Source organism: Chitinophaga sp. CF418 (assembly GCF_900142925.1).
Lineage (GTDB): Bacteria > Bacteroidota > Bacteroidia > Chitinophagales > Chitinophagaceae > Chitinophaga.
Window position 1 is genome coordinate 134594 of the sequence record NZ_FRCN01000010.1, and the last position, 21689, is coordinate 156282.

The window sequence follows — 21689 nt, forward strand, 5'->3', positions numbered from 1 at the left end:
GTATCTAAAAAAAGCAAGAGAATGTTTAACATATTCATGAAAAGGCCCGTCTTTGCGATAGTGATATCTCTTATCATTGTCTTCATGGGCGTACTCGCCATTAATACCCTACCTACCTCACAGTTCCCGTCGATTGCACCTCCGAGGGTAATTGTGAGTGTAGCCTATCCCGGCGCCAGTGCGGATGTACTGGTCCAATCCGTTCTCATTCCGATGGAAAAAGCGGTGAACGGTGTGCCGGGTATGAAGTATATGACCTCCGACGCTACCAGCGCCGGTGAAGCCAATATACAGGTAGTATTCGACCTGGGTACAGATCCTAATCAGGCCGTAGTAAACGTTAAGAACAGGATTGAGCAGGTAACGAGCAGGCTCCCGCCACTCGTACAACGTGAAGGTATCGTTGTGAACATTCTGCAGCCAAACATGCTGATGTACGTGAACGTATACAGTACAGATCCTAAGGCTGATGAGAACTTCCTTTACAACTATGCTAACATCAACATCTTAAATGAGCTCAAAAGGGTAAAAGGTATCGGTAATGCCCAGATCCTTGGTAGCCGCCAATATGCAATGCGTATCTGGCTGAAGCCCGACCGTATGCGCGCTTATAATGTTTCTACAGATGAAGTGATGGAAGCATTGAGCAATCAGAGTATCATCGGCTCTCCTGGTCGTTTGGGTAGAAGTGATGGTAAACGTTCTGAGTCGCTCGAATATGTGTTGACATACCAGGGACGATATAACAAACCTGAACAGTATCAGGATGTTATCATTCGCGCTAATCCGAACGGTGAGATCCTTTATCTGAAAGACGTTGCGGATGTTGAATTCGGAAGTGAATTCTATGATATCTATTCCAACCTGAATGGCCATCCTTCAGCGGCGATCGTGTTAAAACAGACTTACGGCAGTAACGCTAGCGATGTAATTAAAGCGATCAAGCTCAAACTGGACGAAATTAAAAAGAGCTCTTTCCCTCCGGGAATGGATTATGAGATCGATTATGACGTATCCAGCTTCCTGAATGCCTCTATCGAAAAAGTAGTGCATACATTGGGAGAAGCCTTCATACTGGTGGCGATAGTGGTATTCATCTTCCTTGGTGACTGGCGTTCTACCCTCATCCCGACGCTGGCGGTGCCGGTATCGCTGGTGGGGGCGTTCTTCTTCATGCAGCTTTTCGGACTCACCATCAACCTCATCACACTGTTCGCACTCGTACTGGCTATCGGTATTGTGGTGGACAACGCCATTGTGGTGATAGAGGCCGTCCACGCGAAAATGGAGGAAGAACATCTCTCGCCCTATCAGGCAACGATAAAGGTGATACATGAGATCAGCGGTGCGATTGTCGCCATTACCTTCGTAATGACGGCGGTGTTCATTCCGGTGGCATTCATGTCGGGCCCTGTAGGTATTTTCTACCGGCAGTTCGCCATTACCATGGCTACTTCCATCGTACTCTCCGGTGTGGTGGCGCTGACGCTAACGCCTGTGCTTTGTGCGATCATCCTGAAGAATAATCACGGACAACCAAGGAAAAAGACACTCATGAACAGGTTCCTCGATGGTTTCAACCACCAGTTCGAGAAGATGACCGGCAAATATGCCAGCTTCCTGAAACTGATCGTGAACCGTAGAGTAGTCACCTTTGGTATCCTGCTGGCTTTCGGCGCAGGTATAGTAGGCATCAACAGTAATCTTGCTTCCGGCTTTATTCCCAATGAGGATCAGGGTATGATCTACGCGATCATCCAGACACCTCCGGGTGCTACCCTGGAAAGGACCAATGATCTGGCCAAAAGAGTACAGGAAATCGCCGAACATATAGAAGGTATCCAATCCGTTTCAGCGCTGGCAGGTTACGAGGTATTGACTGAAGGTAGGGGTTCCAACGCAGGTACCTGTCTGATCAGCCTGAAAGACTGGTCTGAGCGTAAACATAGTGTGACAGAGATCATCGAAGAACTGGAAAAAAAATCAAAAGACATCCCCGGCGCCACCATCGAGTTCTTCGGACCTCCGGCCGTACCTGGTTATGGTGCTGCAGGTGGTTTCGCGTTACGTCTGCTCGATAAGACCAACAGCGATGATTACAAAGAGCTGGAAAAAGTGAATGATCAGTTCATGGCAGCACTGGGTAAACGTAAGGAGCTGACAGGCCTGTTCACATTCTTCAGTGCCAACTATCCTCAGTATGAGCTGCAGATCGACAACAAGGCAGCTATGCAGAAAGGTGTTTCTATCGGTAAGGCGATGGACAACCTCTCCATCCTGATCGGTAGTACCTATGAACTTGGTTTCATCAGGTTCGGTACTTCTCTGAAAGTATATGTACAGGCGTCCCCTGAGTACAGAAGGCTGCCTGACGATCTGATGAAGTTGTATGTGAAGAATAATAAAGACGAGATGGTGCCTTATTCAGCTTTCATGTCCATCAAAAAGACACATGGTCTGAATGAGATCACCAGGTACAATATGTATACCTCTTCAGCTATCAGGGGTGAGCCTGCGGCCGGTTACAGCAGTGGTGAAGCTACCAAAGCCATCCAGGAAGTAGCTAAACAGACGCTGCCACGCGGATACGACATTGACTGGGAAGGTTTGTCGAAGGATGAGGTAGAACGTGGAAACGAAGCGCTTTACATCTTCCTCGTCGTACTGGCCTTCGTGTATCTGATCCTGGCTGCGCAATACGAGAGCTTCCTGCTACCGCTGGCGGTGATACTCTCCCTTCCTGCGGGTATTTTCGGGGCCTTCCTGCTGGTGAAGGTAATGGGGCTGGCAAACGATATCTACGCCCAGGTAGGTCTGGTAATGCTTGTCGGTTTGCTGGGTAAGAACGCTGTATTGATCGTGGAATTTGCGGTGCAGAAACACCGTGCCGGCGCCACAGTAGTTGATGCGGCCATAGAAGGTGCGAGAACGCGTTTCCGTCCGATTCTGATGACGTCTCTGGCATTTATTGCCGGTCTGATTCCGCTGCTGTTTGCTACCGGTCCGGGTGCTATCGGCAACCATACCATTGGTGCTGCATCTGCCGGTGGTATGCTGTTGGGAACAGTTTTCGGGGTAATTGTCATTCCGGGACTGTACTACATATTCGGCGGTCTTGCAGCAAAACGTAAGCTCATTAAAGACGAAGACGGAAACCCCTTAACAGAAGAAATCGATCACAATGTTTAGAAAAAAAGTATATAAGTATATAGGAATAACCTGTGTTTCCTTAGCTGCTGCGGCCTGTGGCGTACCTGCTTTAACGGAAAAGACAGAAAACAGAACAGTGCCTGCGAGTTATAACAACTCGCAGGACACTGTTAATATCGCCAGGATGAAGTGGAAGGAATACTTCACCGATCCTTACCTGGCTACGCTCATTGATACGGCTTTAAAGAACAACCAGGAGCTTAATATCACCTTACAGGAGATAGAGATCGCCAGGAATGAGATAAGGGCCAGAAAGGGCGAATATTTGCCATTTGTAGGGGTCCGGGGCGCTGCCGGGGTAGAAAAGGTAGGCCGTTACACCAGCCAGGGCGCAGGTGACGCTACCACTGAGATTGAACCTGGAAAAGAAATGCCGGATCCACTGCCTGACTTCCTGCTGGGAGCCTATGCTACATGGGAAGTAGATATCTGGCATAAACTGCACAATGCTAAAAAAGCAGCAGTGACCAGGTACCTGTCGACCGTAGAAGGAAGGAACTTCATCGTTACCACCCTGATAGCAGAAATAGCTAATTCCTACTATGAATTACTGGCGCTGGACAATCAGCTGGGCATTGTAAAACAGAATATCGACATCCTGAACAATGCGCTGGAAGTGGTAAAGCTGCAGAAGGAAGCTACCCGGGTTACCGAACTGGCCGTACGTAAATTTGAGGCAGAGGTACTTAACACCCAAAGTCTTCAGTACGATATTCAGCAGAAGATCACTGAAACTGAGAACAAGATCAATTTCCTGCTGGGTAGATATCCACAGCCCATTCAAAGAAATCTCCAGACTTTTGACAATCCGATGCCGGACATCATTCATTCCGGTATTCCATCTCAGTTACTGGCCAACCGTCCTGATATCAAACAGGCAGAACTGGATCTGGCTGCATCCAAACTGGATATAAAGGTCGCCAAAGCCCAGTTCTACCCTTCCCTGGGTATTTCTGCCTCTTTTGGTTATAACGCCTTCAATCCGGCATATCTTTTCAGGACGCCTAAGTCGTTGATGTATTCTCTGGCAGGCGATCTGATCGCGCCGCTGGTCAACAAAAACGCGATTAAAGCATCCTATTATACTGCCAATGCGAAACAGGTCCAGGCAGCTTACAACTACGAGCGTACTATCTTAAACGCCTATGTTGAGGTCGCCAACCAGCTGATCAAGATCGGCAACCTGGCGAAAAGCTATGATCTGAAAGCAAAGCAGGTACAGACCCTCACCGAGTCAATTACCATCTCCAATAGCCTCTTCCAATCAGCACGGGCTGATTACATGGAGGTACTGCTTACCCAAAGGGATGCACTGGAATCGAAATTTGAGCTGATCGAAACCAAAAAACAGCAGCTGAACGCTATGGTAAATGTTTACCAGGCCCTGGGCGGCGGCTGGAATTAGCATATCCAACAAAAACTGAAAAACGAGGAAAAATCGCCCTGATAACCTTCAGGGTTACATCTTTCCTCGTTTCTTCCATATCGCTTTACCGTCATTTCCATATCACTTTATCGTCGTTTCTATATCGATTCGATATAGACATGACGGTAAAGTGATATCCAGATGACGCTTAAGCGATATAGAGATATAGAAATCAGGTATAACCCAGGTCCTTATTAGGATCCCGTAAGTACTGACAGACAGCCCTTTAGCTTTGTAACCCAATATTTACCAAAGGAATTTGACTACGGCTGTGAAGTATCACCTTCATTTATTATTTTCGTGATAACCCGTTAATAACCACATGAAAAAGTCATTTCCCATCCTCTCTTTCCTGTTAGCCTTTAGTTGCCAGCTCCTTGCACAACAACCGATCAGCCGGCTCCCCGATTGGGCCCTGGGGCCATTCATCAGACCTGCCGGTGTCAATCCTGTCATCTCACCGGACTCAGGCAGCCGCTTTTATGACCCTATGCAACAAAAGCAGCTGGACTGGGAAAGCAATGATACCTTCAACCCTGCCGCTGCCGTAAAGGACAGCAAGGTGTATGTGCTTTACCGTGCAGAGGATAAATCCGGCGTAGGCATTGGGCACCGCACCTCGAGGATCGGACTGGCAGAAAGCAAAGACGGCATTGTGATGAAACGTATGGGCAAACCAGTGCTCTTCCCCGGTACCGACGACCAGCAGGAGTTTGAATGGACAGGAGGCTGTGAGGATCCCAGGGTGGCTGTTACGGAAGATGGAACTTACCTGATGTTATACACTCAATGGAACAAAAAAGTGCCCCGTTTGGGCTCCGCAACGTCAAAAGACCTGGTGCACTGGAAGAAACATGGCCCCATCTTCCAGGACGCTTTCAATGGCAGGTTCCATAACATCGCCTCCAAATCAGCTTCCGTGCTGACTACTTTGAAGAATGGCCAGCTCCGGATCACGAAGTATAAGGGCAAGTACTGGATGTATTGGGGAGAATATCATGTTTACGCTGCTACTTCTGACAATCTCGTTGACTGGGTACCGGTAGTGGATGAAAAAGGTGCACTTAAAGAGCTCATATCTCCCCGTAAAGGACACTTCGACAGTAACCTGACCGAGTGTGGCCCTCCGGCAATATTGACCGATAAAGGCATCGTACTGCTCTATAACGGGAAAAATCTGGGCGGCAAGGATAGAGATACCAACTATACCGCCAACTCTTACTGTGCCGGGCAGATGCTATTTAGTGCGGATGATCCTTCGAAATTCATTACCAGGCTTGATCAGCCATTTATGGTCCCCACCGAACCATTTGAAAAAAGCGGGCAATATCCTGCCGGAACGGTGTTTATTGAGGGACTGGTCTATTTCAAAGGTAAATACCTGCTTTATTACGGGTGTGCTGATTCCAGGGTTGCAGTGGCTGTTTATGACCCGGCAAGGGCGAATTAGCTGAATAAATTTCCTGATATTTGTTGCCTGCTCCTCAAAGCATCTATCGACAGAAATCAAAGTAACAATGGAAGAAATACTAGACAAGAAGATACTGATCAATGCACCGGCAGCCAGGGTATGGGCATCACTTACCGACACAACAGCAATGAAAGCATGGATGGGAGCTCCGGAAATGGAACTGGAAATTACCACCAGCTGGGAAGTGGGTGCTCCTATACTTATCAGGGGGTTTCATCACGTTAAATTTGAGAACAAAGGAATTGTGCTTGAGTATTCACCGGATAATGTAGTTAGTTATAATTTCTTAAGCTCTATATCCCGGTTACCGGACGAAAAGGATAGTTATTCCATCCTCCGGTTTCAGTTAGCACCCGAGGTAGCGCATACAGCCTTATCATTGACGATAAGTAATTTCCCTACAGAAACAATCTATCATCATCTGAATTTTTATTGGAATGGTACACTGGCGATGCTGAAAAAGTATATCGAGCAATGACATGCAGCGTTAAACGGCTCCTGTCTATTTTCTCACCAGGTCATTCAACCCGTCGCTATCCGGACTTTGATAGGTAACCTTATCAATACGATGATCTTTCATGCTGATAATCATCGGATAGATCTCTTTTTCCTTGTCAGGATATGTAATTATATCGGCTGTATCCAGCAATACCTTATTGCTGGTCATGACATCATTCCCCAGTTTTATCTTTAGCAATTTAGCAGATTGTATCCTGGTAAAAATATACCTGATGCTATCAGACATACCAATGTTATTCTTTACAAATGCTTCTGCTGTACTAATACAACCTTCACAACCCTGGTTGGGGATAATCACGTAACTGCCTGTAACAAGTTTATGCTTATCCAATGCATCTATAGCATGACTTAGACCTGCATGTTTATCTGAACAAGCTGATACCAGGAGTATAATGAACAGGAACAACAGCTTACAATTCAATCTTACATTGTACATACTGAGCGATGTTTTGATCCTTATTATTTGCATTCAGAAAATATAAACCCTCACGGGTAACAAAGAAGTTATCCAATGCCAGTGCATCGGGCAATGCAGCTTCTCCCAGGTATTTAAAGTCTTTGTCAAATGCGATCAGGCTGGCTTGTTTTCCCCGCAATTTACCAGCGCCTGTTACTTTACCGGCAGGAGGTAATTCCAGTAACCTGTAATACCTGTCATGATACTGATCGTAAATGATATTGCGGTAAGAAGGCGTACCGGTATAATAATCCAGCGCCAGCTCCGGGTCAAGTATCTGTTTATCACTTTTCGATAATGCCATCGATGTGATGCAGATACTGCTCCTGCTGCCGGCATACAATTCCTTTGTCTGCCAGTTGCTGTCAATGACCTGTATGTTATGATCAACGGGAAGACTAACCAACATCTGCTTTGTCTGCTCATTATAGGCAGCGTATGGCGTACGCATATGCGATCCTCCCCAGTTATGCTGCCAGTAAACTTTTGAATAAGGCTGATGATGACTGATGTTTCCTGCAGACAGATTAATCTCTGTGCAGATGGTACGCCCGTTTACATACTCGTCCTCCTTCTCCCCCAGCAGAAAGCCGGTACCGATAATTTTATTGCTCAGGAAAAAAACGGGTGATGCTGCATTTGCATAAGGCCAGGCAGCAGCATTACCTTTCATGCGGGGAGCTTCACGGTTAATGAAATCAAGGCTTTTGTAAACAGTATCACGGCTCAGTGAATAATAAGAGAGCTTAGCGCTGCCATAGGTGTAAAGAACAAGGCTATCAGCAGAGAGATATTTCATGTAAGATATCTTCTGTTTTATATTCACCGGATGGATACTACCCGGGTGTATCAGCCCTTCTTTTCCAATCGGGTATTGCAGCAGGCGCTTGTTATAGCTATCAAATGTATACAATACATTTTCTTCAGCATGATAATCGACAGGTGTTGAAACGCCCATTACCATCAAACTATCGAGGAACAGGTTCAGTGTATCATTTGTGGATATGGCCAGTGGGATGACAGTACCGGCAGTGTTACAATTTGACCAGGGCTTTTCTGTTACACTGTTACAGGCATAAAGAGATATAACAGCCCCCCATAGTAAAAACAAAAATCTTCCTGACATATGTCTGTTTAGACTTGAAATAAATAAAATAAACAGGGCGGGTCACGCCCTGTTTATCATCCGCTATTCTACATAATACGTACAATTGGTCTCATCCGGATTAACGGCAGATACACAGTCATAGTGGTACACACCACCTACAACAGTGATCCTGCATTTTCCGCGCAGGCCATGATGATCATCCTGGCAGGCACTTCCGGAAGATGATCCTGATACGAACAAAATAATTGCTGTAACAGCAAGGCCAAAAAGCATGAGGGATCTTTTCATCTTGTATTGTTTTAAATGAAGGAAAAACAAGGCAGCAGCACTGACGTTAACAAAATCACAACCGGGCATAACACATTACAGATTACAGGATATTGGCATCAGCGGGTATTCATAAATTTTTCAGTATTACTAAATTTAGGTAAAAAATTTATAATTCACCAAAACTGTTCTGAAATAGCTACGCTCTTGTCCGGAGAGGACGCAACGAACATTGCCACATATCCCCCACCAGGCGCCAATTGCAGGGAGATCGCATCTTTCTGTGTATAGGCAGCCTCTTCTACCTTCACAGCGCCTGTACTATCAGGACTATCTTTCACTACAGACACTTTGTAATTCGCTCCTTTCAGAAAAGAGAGCGGGATGCTTATCTGCTGAGGGGCATCTCCATTCATAACAGCCAGGAACCAGGTAGCGCCCTTACGCCGGGCAAATACTGCCAGCTGGCCTATTTCAGAGGGAGGCAATACGATGGTTTCATCCCAGGTGGAAGGAATCTGCTTTATCAGGCCATTGGCAGGATTATCCAGGATATGTTGCGGCCGGGCAGCATATGTAAGCAGTGGCGCACTCAGGATGGCTGCACTGGCTATCTGGTGAGCCCAGGAAGTATTCTTTCTGCGTTCTCCGAAATGGACTACTGTATACTCTGCCGGACCAGCAAGAAAACGTGTGAATGGCAGCGTGGTTTCATGTACAGCTCTATCGGTGAGCTTACTGGCTTCCATGCCTTTCACCGCTTCGCGTGTCAGTTCATTGGGCCAGGTGCGTGACAGACCCGTTGGTTTGTTAGCGCCATGAAAATCCGTTAAGAGATGATATGTTGCCGTTTCCTGCAGAATAGCAGTATACAGGTCGATCACCTCTTTTGCTTCACTATCAAAGAAATCGATCTTGACACCGGTTATACCCAGGTCATGACAGCGTTTGAAAAAAGCCTGGCGGACAGTTTTATCGCGTAATGCTTTGGAATGCTTCCACACCCAGATACCTACATGATGGCCTTTAGCATCGTTGACCACGTCCCTGATCTGATCGTCTGTCCATTTATCCCAGAAGCCTTCCAGGATATTATGTTCAAAACCTAAAGCGCCTGCTTCTGCAGAAAACTGTTTCATGACGGCGGGCGTACCATCTCCGCCACCATCCAGGTATTTCCATACAGCGCGCCCCGGTCTGATCCAGTCGGTGTGTATACCTTTGGGAAAGAGCTTAGGATCGGGCGGCGGACAAAGATTCTGCACCATATCATTGTTGACCATTGTATTGAGGTCCGCACCTATCATCACTACCCGCCAGGGAGTAGTGATGGTGCCACTGATTGCTGCAGGTTTGAGAGAACGTTGTACATCTTCTTCACTGTAACGCAGCTTATAAGGATATGAAACCGGCTGGTGTTGCGCTAGACGCACTACCAGCCCATGTTTGCCATTTGCTTCCAGCGCCATACCGCTGTAATTCACCAGGTCAGCTTCCGTAACGGAAGCATAAATGCCCTGCGGCAATTTGAAGGTAGCAGGCGGCGCTACCCACTCCCCCGCCTGTAAAGCCGATATCTCCTTCTTTGCATACACACTTTCATAATGCATGTTCAGATCATGATACCATATCTCACTGCCGGAGGGTATATTGAATACTGTCGCCTCATCAGGAACACGGGCAAGTCCGGCAGCGCCAGGCACCACTGTGCGGAAAGCAATACCATCGTTAAATACCCTTACATCAAGTGTATAACTGCTAAGGTCCTGTTTCAGGCCAATCGTAGCGCCCTGGCAGTTATTGACGGCAATCGCATGCACTCCGTTCCAGGGATAGCGTTCGCTGATGGTATACCGCTTCACAGTACCCGTTGTTACGTTGTCGGTCAGCAGATGATCATCCACGGATAATATCATCGGTGATGCTTCAATGACAGGAATATTCCTGAAAGTAACTGAATAGAATAACTGATGATGATCAGGAAATAACCTGAACCGGATCTGCCCATCCGGACTGGTCACCAGCGTAGTATCGGCAGCAAAAGCCTTTGCCGCCAGCAGCAGCGTGCAAAGGAGGACCTGTATCTTCATAACATTTCTTTATTGGATATAAACTATCTTAATAGTGCAGCTGCACACCATAACAAGGGCGCCTGTCCATGCATATCACCGGTAATGCGCTTGCGGTCCAGGTAGTACTGCCGGTCATTCTTTTTGTTGGTACCTTCGCATACCTCACGCACATCGCCATTCCCATCAATATACGTTACCAAAGCAAGCCATGCCTTACGCGCTGCAGGTCCATATACTTTTGCGTCAAGCCATCCCTGCTTTACACCTGTGATCATAGCAAACGTGAACATACCTGTACTGGATGTTTCCGGCCATGAAGCAGGATCGTCTATCAGCTGCCGCCACATGCCATCTTCTGCCTGGTATTTCAGCAATGCAGCCATCATCTTTTTGTATCCCTCCATGATGCGGGGCCGGGCCGGATTATCTCCCGGCAATGAGCGTAATAACTCGCTCATACCTGCTGCCATCCAGCCATCACCTCTTCCCCAGAAGAAAGGAACATCCGGCGCATGATAAAAGAGTCCATTAGGCTGCTGCAATGAATCCAGATAAACCACCATTTCCCTGGCAGTGCGATCTATATACTCTTTGTTTCCAGTAGCACGGTAGGCCTGCGTCTGTACAGCCGTGATCATGAACATATCATCGATCCACATGCGGGTCTGCCAGGTAAGGCCCTGCTTGTAATAGGCAAGACCCTCCGGTTTCACATGTGGCCCTTCCGGTGATCCCCATTGTTTGTCTGCAATACGTTTTCCCAATGCCAGGTAACGCGGGTCTTTTGTTTGCTGATACAGCTCCAGTGGCACAGATCCGAACACGGTATGATCCACATGGTCAGGTTTGGGCACCAGTCCTGTATCTGCGGCAAAAAGAGGTTCAAAGCGTTGAGCAAGTTTTGTCGTCAGCGCTTTGTCCTTGCTTTCCTTTGCAAATGCCAATGCGCCATACCATGTACACACCTCCGGATACGTGATAACAGAAGGTGGCGTAGCCCTGCCGAAATTGGAATGCGGGGATGCAACGAAACGGCTTGCCACACGCGTTCCTACCTCCTGCGGAGAGCTGCCTTTGGGAAAATTCTTCAGTGTGCTGGTTTGCGCATAAGCCACACTACAATGGATTAAGACCGTCATGGACAGGAGCATGCCTGCAGGCTTTCTTTTCATATAATTGTTTTTACGGTTAATAGCAATAAGTTTACCATTGCGGGTTCTGTGGGTACTTGGCGCCAGTCGTTGTTGCATCTATCTGCGACTGCGGAATAGGCCGGAGTTTATGTTTCTCCTGTATATTCTTCTGCCCATCTGTGTTATGCAATCTTACCCGCGTCAGTAATTGTCCTGTTCTTACCAGGTCCTGCCATCTTGTTAATTCTCCGCATAGTTCCCGGGCACGTTCATCCAGGATAAAATCCAGCGAGAGCGCTGAGGCCTCTACTTCCATCTTTTGCGGATCACCTGTAGGATAAGCCGCCCTTCTGCGGATAGCGTTGATGAAGGGGAGCGCATCACCCGGCCTTCCATCCATAAACGCAGCTTCCGCAGCTATCAGATAGGTGTCTGCCAGGCGGTAAACAATGATAGGCCTGATAGATGGCGCGTTCATATCGGTACGCTTGGTATCAAAATATTTCGTCAGCGTGGGCGCTAAAGCAGGCACATATTTAGCGGGCGTAATGATCTGGTAACTCGTAGCCTTTATCTGTGCGTCTGACATTTCATAACCAGGCATAAATATGGCCGTATCTCCAATTCCGAACTTCGGCTGACCGGGATGTGCATTAGCCGGTGCTCCCGGTGGCAAAGGATCAGGCCAGTTAGGGATCAGCTTCCGTGCATTACAGATCCAGGCGATCTGAAAGGACTTGTTATACCTGGTATCATTCACCTTATCAGCGAATACTGTATCTGTCAGCCAACGGGTAGGAATCACCCGTATATACGGACGTCCGTAAAACACATCCCGCTGCATGCCAGGCTGGTTCTCATACTGGGGAACCCACAGATGGCACAAAAGATTGTCCGCATCGCGGTTGTCCTGTTTTGGAGAACCATTGTATGCAAGATTGGAAGTATGCTGCACTGTCCACAGCACTTCCGTATTCGCTTCATTCCCTTCCTGGAATACCTTTCCGAAATCGGGCAGCAGCCCTATACCAGACGCCGCACCGTTGTTGATCAATGTAGCCGCTGTTGTATATGCGTTTTTATAGTCATCTCCTTTTTTAGCAAGAGAACCAGCCCTTGTGAGATAGACCTTCGCTAACAGGTGAGTGGCAACAGCTGCAGTAGCCCTGCCCGGCTGTACACCGGAAGTAAGAGGCCCCGGCGGCAGACTGGCAATAGCGGCAGTAAGATCTTCAATAATGAAATCATATACATCCGCCATAGGGTCACGTACAGCAGAGGTGGTAGGTGTACTCTGGAAATGCCTGTTCAGTGTTACATCTCCCCATAACTGCACCAGGATGAAATAATAATTGGCCCGCAGGAACCTGGCTTCACCCACCATTCGCTTTTTAAGTGTAGAATCCATTCCCGGTATCCGGGGCGCATTATCCACCAGGCCATTGCAGGTATTGATATACGTGTAACAATACTTCCAGACATTCGTCACATTGGTATTTGATGCCGTATAATTGCTCGAATAAGTATTCAGATCGCTACTGCCATCTACACCTCTTTTAAATTCATCGGTGCCACATACCGTCAGACTATAATAGTCCTGCGGTCCCCATATCCAGCGGGTGCCTGAATAGGCAGCATTCAAACCGGCATCAAAGCCCTGAGCTGTGGTGAAAAAATCAGGCGTAAGAACAGAATGAGGTTCTTCCTCCAGCTTCTTCTGACAGCCGTAAAACAGCGCTGTTACAAACAGGAGATTGATAAGATATATACTGACCTTTTTCATATACTAATAGTTTTTGTAGTTCTTCCGGAACCATGGTTCCGGCTTTCACTATATGTTATCACAGCGACACGTTGACACCAAATATCATAGACCAGGTACCGGGAGTATCCACATTCAATCCCCCCTGGTTGCCGGTTCCGGAGCCTGACCCCATGGCGGTTTCAGGATCTATACCTTTGTATTTGTTCCGGTATGGAGAAAAGAGAATAAAAGGGTTCTGGGCAGTAGTATATATCCTTACTGCGCCAACGCCCCATCGTTTCGCCAGGTTTGGTGTCAGGCTATAACCCAGGCTGAGCGTCCGTATCTTCACATAGCTTCCGTCGAAATAACTTAACAGGGAACTATTGGGCGTATTGGTATTGGCATGGTTTGGTTTGGGATAAAAGTTCTCACCGCTACCAGGTGTCCAGTATTGCACGTCCAGGTTATTGTAATTACTCTGGTAGGTATTGATAAAACTACCGCTCTGGTGCATCTTACTTACGATCATTCCACCCATTCTTACGAAGGCAACAATTGTAAGATCAAAGCCTTTAAACGTAAAGCGGTTGGTGATACCTCCCTCCCATTTCGGTTGATTGGAGCCTAATATTACCCTGTCGTCTGCATTGATCAATGAATCCCCATTAGTATTTGCGAGCCTGAGCTGACCTATCACTGAGCCGGGATATGTTACGGTTAGTCCATATCCTTTAGCGATCAGAGAATCTTCTTTTGTATTCTGCCAGATGCCTTCCTTCTTATAGTCGAAGATGACGCCGATAGGATATCCTACAAACCAGTTGTTATTGATATCTCTTGTGACGCCATTTGCCAGCTGGGTGATCTTGCCACGGTTAATGAATACATTGAGGTTTGTTGTCCAGCCGAAGCCATTGCCTGCATCGCGGATATTCACGGTACTGAGCTGTAACTCGATGCCCTTATTAGAAGTCTTTCCGACATTCGTCAGGATAGCATTCGGAATACCTGACGTAGGTGGTAAAGTTTGTGGTAATAACAAAGACCGTGTTTGCTGTTTATACACGTCTATTGATCCTGTGATGCGGTTATCCCACAGGCTGATGTCGAGCCCTGCATTCCAGGTGGCTGAATATTCCCATGTAAGGTCCGGATTGGCCACATTCGTGGGATAAGCGCCGGTAACATTGGTAGAGCCATAATTGTATGTAACAGGCGATAGCGCACCCAGGGTCTGATAAGGAGAAATGGCAGTATTACCAACAGAACCATATCCTACTCTCAGTTTCAGGTTGGTGAGCGCGTCTGCCTTTGACAGGAAGTGTTCTTTGGACAGGTTCCAGGCCGCAGATACAGATGGGAATACATGGTATTTATTGCCCGGCGCCAGACGGGAAGAACCGTCTGAACGCAGGGTCAGGGTCAGTAAGTATCTTTCATCATAGTTATAGTTGAGTCGCGCCATGTAAGAGAGGATATCCCATTTCTCATATTTCCCCTGTCCTGTAAGGTTGGCTGAATACTGCGGATTATAGTACTGCAGGAAATCTGCGAGGATGGAATTATTATTGAATGTATTGGACTGCAATGCAGACTCCTGCAAACTGTATAAGCCGGTGAAGTTGATGTTATGTTTCCGGGCAATCGTCTTCTCATAGATCAGCAGGTTCTCAAGGGTATAGTCGAGGGTCATATTCGTCTGATTGCTGGAGGTAGACAATGTACCCTGGTTGTAGGTTGTTTTGCTGGCATAGAAATTTCCGTACACATCATTCCTTAGTTCTGCACCTGCATTGAACCTGTATTTCAGGCCTTTCGCCAGATTGATCTCCGCATAAAGCGTAGTGAAGGTGCCTGATCTTTTACGTGTTTCCACAGCCGCACCCGGCAGGAAATTAGCCAATGGATTCCACACCTGGCTGGCGGTACCGGGTACGTATGCATTCACCAACGCGCCCGTACTGTCATATGGAGATACCAGCGGATTAGCGCGTAATACCTGTCCCATCGGATTGGCATTTTCTCCGTTTGTAACGGAATAAGTATTCAATGTATTGAGCCCTATTTTTACTGATTTCCCAAGCTGCTGATCAACGCTGGCTTTGACAGAAAACCGTTCAAAAGACTGACCGGAATAGATGCCTGTCTCTTTATAGTATCCACCGGATAAGGCATATTGCGTAGTCTCTGATCCGCCGGTAATGCCCAGCTGATGGTTTGTTGTCATCCCTGTTTTGTAGATCAGTTTCTGCCAGTTAGTGTTGCGGCCCATTTTGATGCCCTGCACTTCTTCCTGGCTGAAGCTGCCATTGGTGTAAAAAGAAGGATCGTCTAAACCGGTGTACTTACCGGGTGTTTCATTAATGAGCGCCCATTTTTTGAAGGTGGTGAACTGCTGTCCATCCATCACATCATACTCGCCGAGGTTCTTAACAAATCCAGCATAGGCACTGTAGGTAATAAGTGGCCGGCCTGTTTTCCCTCTGCGGGTACTGACCAGGATCACCCCATTGGCGCCTCTTGAACCGTAGATAGCGGTGGCAGAAGCATCTTTTAGTACTTCTACAGACACTACATCATCTGGATTCAGATCATTGATATCCCCGTTAAAAGGAATACCATCTACAATGAACAAGGGATCATTGGATGCATTCACTGATCTTGTTCCTCTTACCAGTATTTTGGGCTTTGCACCGGGCTTGCTGTTACCTCCGTTTTTCTGCACATCGATACCAGCGCCCTGTCCCTGTAATGCCTGACTCAGATTGGCCACCGGCACTGCTCTGAGGGCCTGTTCTTTGATGGAAACAATCGCACCTGTTACATCTGATTTCTTTTGTGTACCATATCCCACCACTACTACTTCATTCAGGCCTTTGTTATCTACCTGCAGGGAAACGACCAGTGCAGACTGATGATCATTCCCCACAACAATCTCTTTGCGGACATAGCCAGTAAAGGTGATACTGAGTACAGATTGTTTCGGTACAGTGATACTAAACTGACCTCCGGCCATAGCGGCAGTTCCATTCGTACCCCCTTTCACTCTTACGATCGCCCCTGGCAAGGGTTCTCCCTGCTCATTAGTGATCATTCCCTTTATCACTACCCCCTCATTATTCTGGGCATATACACTGCCCGATAAAAAAATTAAGTGATACCATATGGCAATGGCCCATATCTTCCTGGTTCTGCAACCATTGCACGTAATTGCAGTGATCAGATTTTTCATAACGGAATTTTTAATTTGTTAGGCGGAACTTATACTGATGGAACCTGGATAAATGCTAAGCGACACTGACAATGCCAGACGTGAATTGAATAGAGCATACATGCAAACGATTGCATAAATAGAGAATAGAATTCCCTTCCCATATGTTTCAATGAGAATACCAACGTTGACAATTTATTCTTTATTCATGCAAACGTTTGCATGTATTTGCAAAAGGAAACTGTTACAGAATAATTAATCTCATAATTTAATCAATTGGATTTTGGTGAAGAAGATAAGTAAATGCTAGCGGGCCAGGAACGATCAAACTTTCATAACGTAATAACTTGAGAGACTAAGCTATCAACTGCGGAACACTGTTTTAAAGGTAAACAAAAGGCATTGAAAAAAAGCCTCATACCACTTGTCTAATTTTATCATTTACTTATACTTTTTTCTCATCTACAAAGCTATTCAGGTTGTTTACCTGAGAATATCCTCTCTTTAGTTACAGTTTCTGTAGCTTCTTTGTACCCGATTTTCCGTTATGCTGCAACTCCAGCAGGTACATACCGGCAGGGGCTTTATCGGACTTAAAGGGTACCGTGTATTTTCCTGCAGACAGCTGTGCATTGATCAGCACTGCTACCACTTTACCATTCATATCATATACTGCTAGGCGGGTCCTGCCGGGATCCGGCAGTGTGAACTGGATAGTGGTCTGGTCTGAGAATGGATTAGGAGAAGTGTTCAGGGTCATTTCAGGCATAGTGCTGCTCTTTGCAGCAGTGATAGCCTGCCTGCTGCTACTGGCTGTCTGTATATTCACTTCTGTGTAGCTATTCCATGTATTCACACTGTTGCCATGGCCCAGTATCCGTACATATTTCGCCTGCCGGGCAGTGAAGGTGAAAGTCTCCAGGTTGAGGGAGGTGCCACTACTTACCCTACCTGTAGCGGCATTGGTCCAGGTCGCGCCATCGTTGCTTGTCAGAATATCGAAGGTGGATGTGCGCGTATTGCCGTTATAAAATGCAATCTGTACACCGGAAACGGATACGGTATTGTCCAAACAAAATTGTATCCATTGCCCGTCACCATTGGCAGACCAGCGTGTATTCAGGTCTCCGTCCAGTACATTGGCAGGTACGTTTCCGTCGTCAGCGCTGGCAGATACCGGTTCGCACGTACCAGTATCGCTGCCTGCATTAGGCCCTACCATAGCTGATGTAAGTATACGTGCAATGACTGGGGCGCTGGACACCTCATCAGCTCCGATTTCCAATGAAGATGTACGTGGTTGACCGTCCATATCTGCCGTTACAGCAGAGTAAGAGCCGGTGGCGGCGCTGATGGCAGGACTGCCTGACTGAAGATGGAAAGTACCGGTTGCATCCCTTGCCAGCAAGGGGTTTGCAGTGGTGTATCCACTGGAAGGCATGTCGCCGTCACCGTTCGTGTTGTAGAGCATATTGCCGCTCCATACTGCACCGGTATAAGGACCGGCAATCGTAGCTGCTGCTCCACCACCCTGTACGATGTTGTTGGCTATGGTAATAGCGGTAGCTCCCAGGCCATTGGTACGTCCGGCCTGGATGATATTGGCAGTGTTATTAACCAGTGTATTAAAGGCGATCAATACACGGTCAGGACGGTCGTGAACAGTCAGTGCATCCCCATCAGCCACTTCTCCATCGCCGTTACCCACATTGATAGCAGGGTTGCAATTCTCAAAATGATTGCTGAATACCTTATGATCATCTCCAAAAATGCGAATACCGGGCGTATTGATAAAGTAATTACCATACACCGTGTTGAAATTACCATGCCGCAGGGTCAGATGAGCAGGACAATTGCGGATCGTATTGTAGCGGAATAGTACCGCGGATGATTTGATGGACACCAGCTCATTCTCCCCTTCACATTCCTCAAACAGGTTATACTCGATAGTACTATTGCTGGAAGATAAACTGTATCCGCTAAGGCCGATCTGCACTGATTCTGCGCCATTGCCTGTCTGGGGATTGTGATCAAAGAAATAGTTGTGATGAATATGTATACGCTGGCATATCTGGCTGCCAGTGCCCCGCATGGTGATAAACCGGCCCAATGCATTCTTGTGCTGGAATGTATTGTAATCTATTTCATGATCATTACCATTGATGGACAGGTTCTCTCCTTCCCCGGGAGTTTCAAAGACATTACGGGTCCAGCGACAGAAACTGGTTCCGCTGGCCATTGTTGCCTGTGAGGCACTAAAAGTAAATTTAAAGCCGCGGATGATGATGTACCTGGCAGGACTAACAATATTAAAACCGGCAGTGCCACTGATAACGGCCCCTCCTATCGACTGCGCGGCAATCGTAATAGGCTGGGCAGCAGTACCCTGCTTGCTGATGGTAATGTCGCTGCTTGCCGTATAGGTGCCATTCGCCAGAATGATCACATCTCCGGGGGCGGCATTGTTAATAGCAGTCTGCAGGGCGGATAAGGAAGAAACATTAATAGTGGCTGCGCGTAGGTGTCCTGACAGACACAGGATAAAAAACAACAGGCAGGTTTTCAGGTTGCCGGGCAGGCACAAAAAGGGCTTGATTAGCTGTTTCATGTGGATTGTTTTTACAATAATTGATTAAGGGAGTGATGAAAACAGGTTATGACATGTGGGAATTCTGCACCTGCTTTTTAAAGCGGAGTCAACGTGGTAATTCTAAGATAGGATTTTTTTTGTTAACAAACAATCGGTTGCAGCTATCCGATAGTGCAGCATCAGTATGCACGAATAATAGATAAAATGCGTGAACTGATTGCAATTTCCATCAATTTGTAACGAAAATCACGTTATAGATAACGTTATTTTTTGAAATTTTAATAAAAAATAGCATTTTTACAACGTACTTAACGTAAAAAGTAGGCATTATGCTAATAAGATTCACCGCCGAAAACTTTCTTTCTTTTAATCAAGAAACGGAATTCAACATGCTTGCGGGGGACATTAGAAGACATCCGGACCATCTCTTCAAATTTCCAAAGATCGAATTGCTAAAAAGCGCTGTTGTCTATGGTGCTAATGGGGCTGGCAAAAGTAATTTGTTTGACGCATTGCGTCTTCTTCATGACATTGTGTTAAAAGGAAACATTGATCTGATTCCTCTTAATAACTATTTCAGACTTGGACAAAATGAAAAGAAATCTACTACACTTGAAGTTGAGTTTATTAATAACAAGACAGGATATGCGTACGGTGTATCATATCATGCCGGCGTAGTGAAAGAAGAATGGTTATACATGCTGCATTATGGCAGAAAAGACGATGAAATTATCTTTGAACGAAAATCGAATAACAAAGGAAAAGAAACACTTAAGTTAGCTTCTAAATATACTAAATCGCCAAAAGAAAAACTGCTGGTAGAACTCTATGAAGAAGACATCTTAAAACCTAATAATCTTTTTATTCATTTGGCGAAAGATAAGTTCAAAGAAATTACCGCTGCGTTTGAATGGTTCTCTGAAAAAATTCATTTTGTCTTCCCTAAGATGAGAAATTTTGATTTTATAACATCATTCCTTCGCAGTACGCATTTCAAAACATTTGTTAATGAAAGCATTTCCAGTTTCGAGACTGGTATTGAAGAAATTGATGTTCGAACCATTCCTTTAAATAGTTATTTTGGAGAAAATAACATTCACGAAAGAGATCGTGTTTTAAGAGCTATCCAGGACGGAGAAACGCTCAAGGTTGGTTCAACAGGAAATGCCATTGCCTTAATAGAAAATGGTATTCCGGTTGTTAAAAAGATCGTTTCATATCATCTAAATGAAAAAGGAGAGAAAATAGAATTTGAATTAATGGAGGAGTCAGATGGCACACTAAGGTTATTTGATTTTATTCCATTGTTATATTTGCTAATGAAAGCACCTATTTCTATTTTTATTGATGAAATTGATCAAAGCTTACATCCTTCTTTATTGAAAGATTTTGTTACTAAGCTGCAACAGCTCCCCAATAGAAAAGGACAATTAATTTTCACGACGCATGAATCCAATCTGCTTGATCTCGACTTGTTCCGTCAGGATGAAATCTGGTTTGCAGAAAAGAACAAGAAGGGTGAAAGCCATTTTTATCCTTTGAGTGATTTCAATGTGCGACCCGATCTTGATATCCGTAAAGGATATCTTTCCGGCAGGTTTGGTGCAATTCCTTTTCTGGCTAATTTAAAAGATCTTAACTGGGATAAGTATGCCGAGAAAGAACAGGGAGTATAAAAAGGGGGCACCACATAGAGATTACCGTAAATTTATCATTGTAGCAGAGGGAATGCGGGAGGACGACTACTTCAGTTACTTCAACCAATTAACGCCAAGAGTAGAAGTGAAAATCGTAGCACGTGAAGGTGGGAAGTCACCAAGGTTTATAGCCTTGCTAATCAGTTATTGCAATTTTTAGGTAATAACTGGCAATAGGCGTTCATCGCTATATTGCCGGGACCGATATCCCGGGAATTTCAGTGCTGCTCCGTCTTATAATAACTCAATCTTACATGATACACCCCATCCCTGTATTTACGCGTATAAGTTCCGGAAATATCATGATACGCACCAGACCCTCCGGTAACAGGAAAATCATGATCCGGGGCAATCGTATCTCCCGGAGTCAGGTTAAATAATCCAATCGCCGAAATAGATCCGTCAGGCAACTGGAAAACAGTTGTTGTAACACAATCATAGCGCCTGCTATGCAGATTGTAGTACATGCTGGAAAATACATCCTGTGTAATAGCCCCTCCCTTGCCTGTACTGTCATGACATATCGCAAGCGCCTGTTCTATCAGACCGCTGTATACTCCGGAATCTGCCTGCTGGTGATTGTATAAGGTATCAAACTGTTTTTGTATATCTGCCTGCTGGTAAGTCAGTTCGATAACAGCAGGATTTGAATCCTTATGCTGTTTACAGGCGGAAAAGGCAAGTAATATTGTACAAATGACAAGAATAGGCTTCATAGCTGGCATTTTAGTAAATCCATGGCTAAAATATCGTATTTTTATAATAGTATAGATGCCTATTC

The 21689-nt window shown here is 46.0% G+C and carries 14 protein-coding genes; 5 read left to right on the plus strand and 9 right to left on the minus strand.

The genetic code is table 11. The annotated features are described in order from the left end of the window. The first annotated feature begins 21 nt into the window (after positions 1-21). The 4 genes from F3I09_RS21640 to F3I09_RS21655 all read left to right on the plus strand — a co-directional run bounded on the left by F3I09_RS21640 (position 22) and on the right by F3I09_RS21655 (position 6585). The gene (locus F3I09_RS21640) at positions 22-3189 is read left to right on the plus strand and encodes an efflux RND transporter permease subunit (protein WP_149697137.1); all 3168 of its coding nucleotides are present in this window, start codon (positions 22-24) and stop codon (positions 3187-3189) included. Further along, positions 3182-4615 (plus strand): TolC family protein, encoded by a 1434-nt coding sequence (locus F3I09_RS21645; protein ID WP_149697138.1) that lies wholly within the window; start codon positions 3182-3184, stop codon positions 4613-4615. Before F3I09_RS21640 ends, F3I09_RS21645 begins: the two co-directional genes overlap by 8 nt. 343 nt (positions 4616-4958) lie before the next feature. Next, complete coding sequence (locus F3I09_RS21650) at positions 4959-6086, plus strand: glycoside hydrolase family 130 protein (RefSeq protein WP_149697139.1); 1128 nt, start codon at positions 4959-4961, stop codon at positions 6084-6086. A gap of 67 nt (positions 6087-6153) precedes the next feature. Beyond that, the gene (locus F3I09_RS21655) at positions 6154-6585 is read left to right on the plus strand and encodes an SRPBCC domain-containing protein (RefSeq protein ID WP_149697140.1); all 432 of its coding nucleotides are present in this window, start codon (positions 6154-6156) and stop codon (positions 6583-6585) included. A gap of 24 nt (positions 6586-6609) precedes the next feature. On the opposite strand, the gene F3I09_RS21660 is transcribed toward F3I09_RS21655, so the two are convergent. The 8 genes from F3I09_RS21660 to F3I09_RS21695 form a co-directional block, all read right to left on the minus strand. Beyond that, positions 6610-7062 (minus strand): hypothetical protein, encoded by a 453-nt coding sequence (locus tag F3I09_RS21660; protein ID WP_149697141.1) that lies wholly within the window; start codon positions 7060-7062, stop codon positions 6610-6612. After that, entirely contained in the window at positions 7037-8209 is a 1173-nt protein-coding gene (locus F3I09_RS21665; protein ID WP_149697142.1) for a DUF4221 family protein, read from the minus strand. Before F3I09_RS21665 ends, F3I09_RS21660 begins: the two co-directional genes overlap by 26 nt. Positions 8210-8272: 63 nt before the next feature. Next, entirely contained in the window at positions 8273-8479 is a 207-nt protein-coding gene (locus F3I09_RS21670; RefSeq protein WP_149697143.1) for a hypothetical protein, read from the minus strand. Positions 8480-8634: 155 nt separating this feature from the next. Further along, entirely contained in the window at positions 8635-10548 is a 1914-nt protein-coding gene (locus F3I09_RS21675) for a glycoside hydrolase family 97 protein (protein WP_149697144.1), read from the minus strand. Between the two features lie 23 nt (positions 10549-10571). Continuing rightward, entirely contained in the window at positions 10572-11702 is a 1131-nt protein-coding gene (locus F3I09_RS21680; RefSeq protein ID WP_223233333.1) for a glycoside hydrolase family 105 protein, read from the minus strand. Between the two features lie 31 nt (positions 11703-11733). Continuing rightward, positions 11734-13446 carry a RagB/SusD family nutrient uptake outer membrane protein gene (locus F3I09_RS21685; RefSeq protein ID WP_149697145.1) on the minus strand — a complete coding sequence of 571 codons (1713 nt, stop codon included), beginning with the start codon at positions 13444-13446 and terminating at the stop codon, positions 11734-11736. Positions 13447-13504: 58 nt separating this feature from the next. Then, complete coding sequence (locus F3I09_RS21690) at positions 13505-16642, minus strand: TonB-dependent receptor (protein ID WP_149697146.1); 3138 nt, start codon at positions 16640-16642, stop codon at positions 13505-13507. A gap of 487 nt (positions 16643-17129) precedes the next feature. Next, positions 17130-19229, minus strand: coding sequence for a chondroitinase-B domain-containing protein (locus tag F3I09_RS21695; RefSeq protein ID WP_149697147.1), 2100 nt, complete (start codon positions 19227-19229; stop codon positions 17130-17132). 311 nt (positions 19230-19540) lie between these two features. Here F3I09_RS21695 and F3I09_RS21700 point away from each other — a divergent pair, with 311 nt between their 5' ends. Beyond that, positions 19541-20887 (plus strand): ATP/GTP-binding protein, encoded by a 1347-nt coding sequence (locus F3I09_RS21700; protein WP_149697148.1) that lies wholly within the window; start codon positions 19541-19543, stop codon positions 20885-20887. Positions 20888-21126: 239 nt separating this feature from the next. Here F3I09_RS21700 and F3I09_RS21705 read toward each other — a convergent pair whose 3' ends face one another. Next, the gene (locus F3I09_RS21705) at positions 21127-21624 is read right to left on the minus strand and encodes a hypothetical protein (RefSeq protein ID WP_149697149.1); all 498 of its coding nucleotides are present in this window, start codon (positions 21622-21624) and stop codon (positions 21127-21129) included. Positions 21625-21689: the final 65 nt, after the last annotated feature.

Bases quoted from the DNA above. Each gene is read 5' to 3' on its own strand.
- F3I09_RS21645 (WP_149697138.1), top strand. From the start codon at position 3,182: ATGTTTAGAAAAAAAGTATATAAGTATATAGGAATAACCTGTGTTTCC.
- F3I09_RS21655 (WP_149697140.1), top strand. From the start codon at position 6,154: ATGGAAGAAATACTAGACAAGAAGATACTGATCAATGCACCGGCAGCC.
- F3I09_RS21690 (WP_149697146.1), bottom strand. From the start codon at position 16,642: ATGAAAAATCTGATCACTGCAATTACGTGCAATGGTTGCAGAACCAGG.
- F3I09_RS21660 (WP_149697141.1), bottom strand. From the start codon at position 7,062: ATGTACAATGTAAGATTGAATTGTAAGCTGTTGTTCCTGTTCATTATA.
- F3I09_RS21700 (WP_149697148.1), top strand. From the start codon at position 19,541: ATGCTAATAAGATTCACCGCCGAAAACTTTCTTTCTTTTAATCAAGAA.
- F3I09_RS21685 (WP_149697145.1), bottom strand. From the start codon at position 13,446: ATGAAAAAGGTCAGTATATATCTTATCAATCTCCTGTTTGTAACAGCG.
- F3I09_RS21695 (WP_149697147.1), bottom strand. From the start codon at position 19,229: ATGAAACAGCTAATCAAGCCCTTTTTGTGCCTGCCCGGCAACCTGAAA.
- F3I09_RS21680 (WP_223233333.1), bottom strand. From the start codon at position 11,702: ATGAAAAGAAAGCCTGCAGGCATGCTCCTGTCCATGACGGTCTTAATC.
- F3I09_RS21665 (WP_149697142.1), bottom strand. From the start codon at position 8,209: ATGTCAGGAAGATTTTTGTTTTTACTATGGGGGGCTGTTATATCTCTT.
- F3I09_RS21640 (WP_149697137.1), top strand. From the start codon at position 22: ATGTTTAACATATTCATGAAAAGGCCCGTCTTTGCGATAGTGATATCT.
- F3I09_RS21675 (WP_149697144.1), bottom strand. From the start codon at position 10,548: ATGAAGATACAGGTCCTCCTTTGCACGCTGCTGCTGGCGGCAAAGGCT.
- F3I09_RS21670 (WP_149697143.1), bottom strand. From the start codon at position 8,479: ATGAAAAGATCCCTCATGCTTTTTGGCCTTGCTGTTACAGCAATTATT.
- F3I09_RS21650 (WP_149697139.1), top strand. From the start codon at position 4,959: ATGAAAAAGTCATTTCCCATCCTCTCTTTCCTGTTAGCCTTTAGTTGC.
- F3I09_RS21705 (WP_149697149.1), bottom strand. From the start codon at position 21,624: ATGAAGCCTATTCTTGTCATTTGTACAATATTACTTGCCTTTTCCGCC.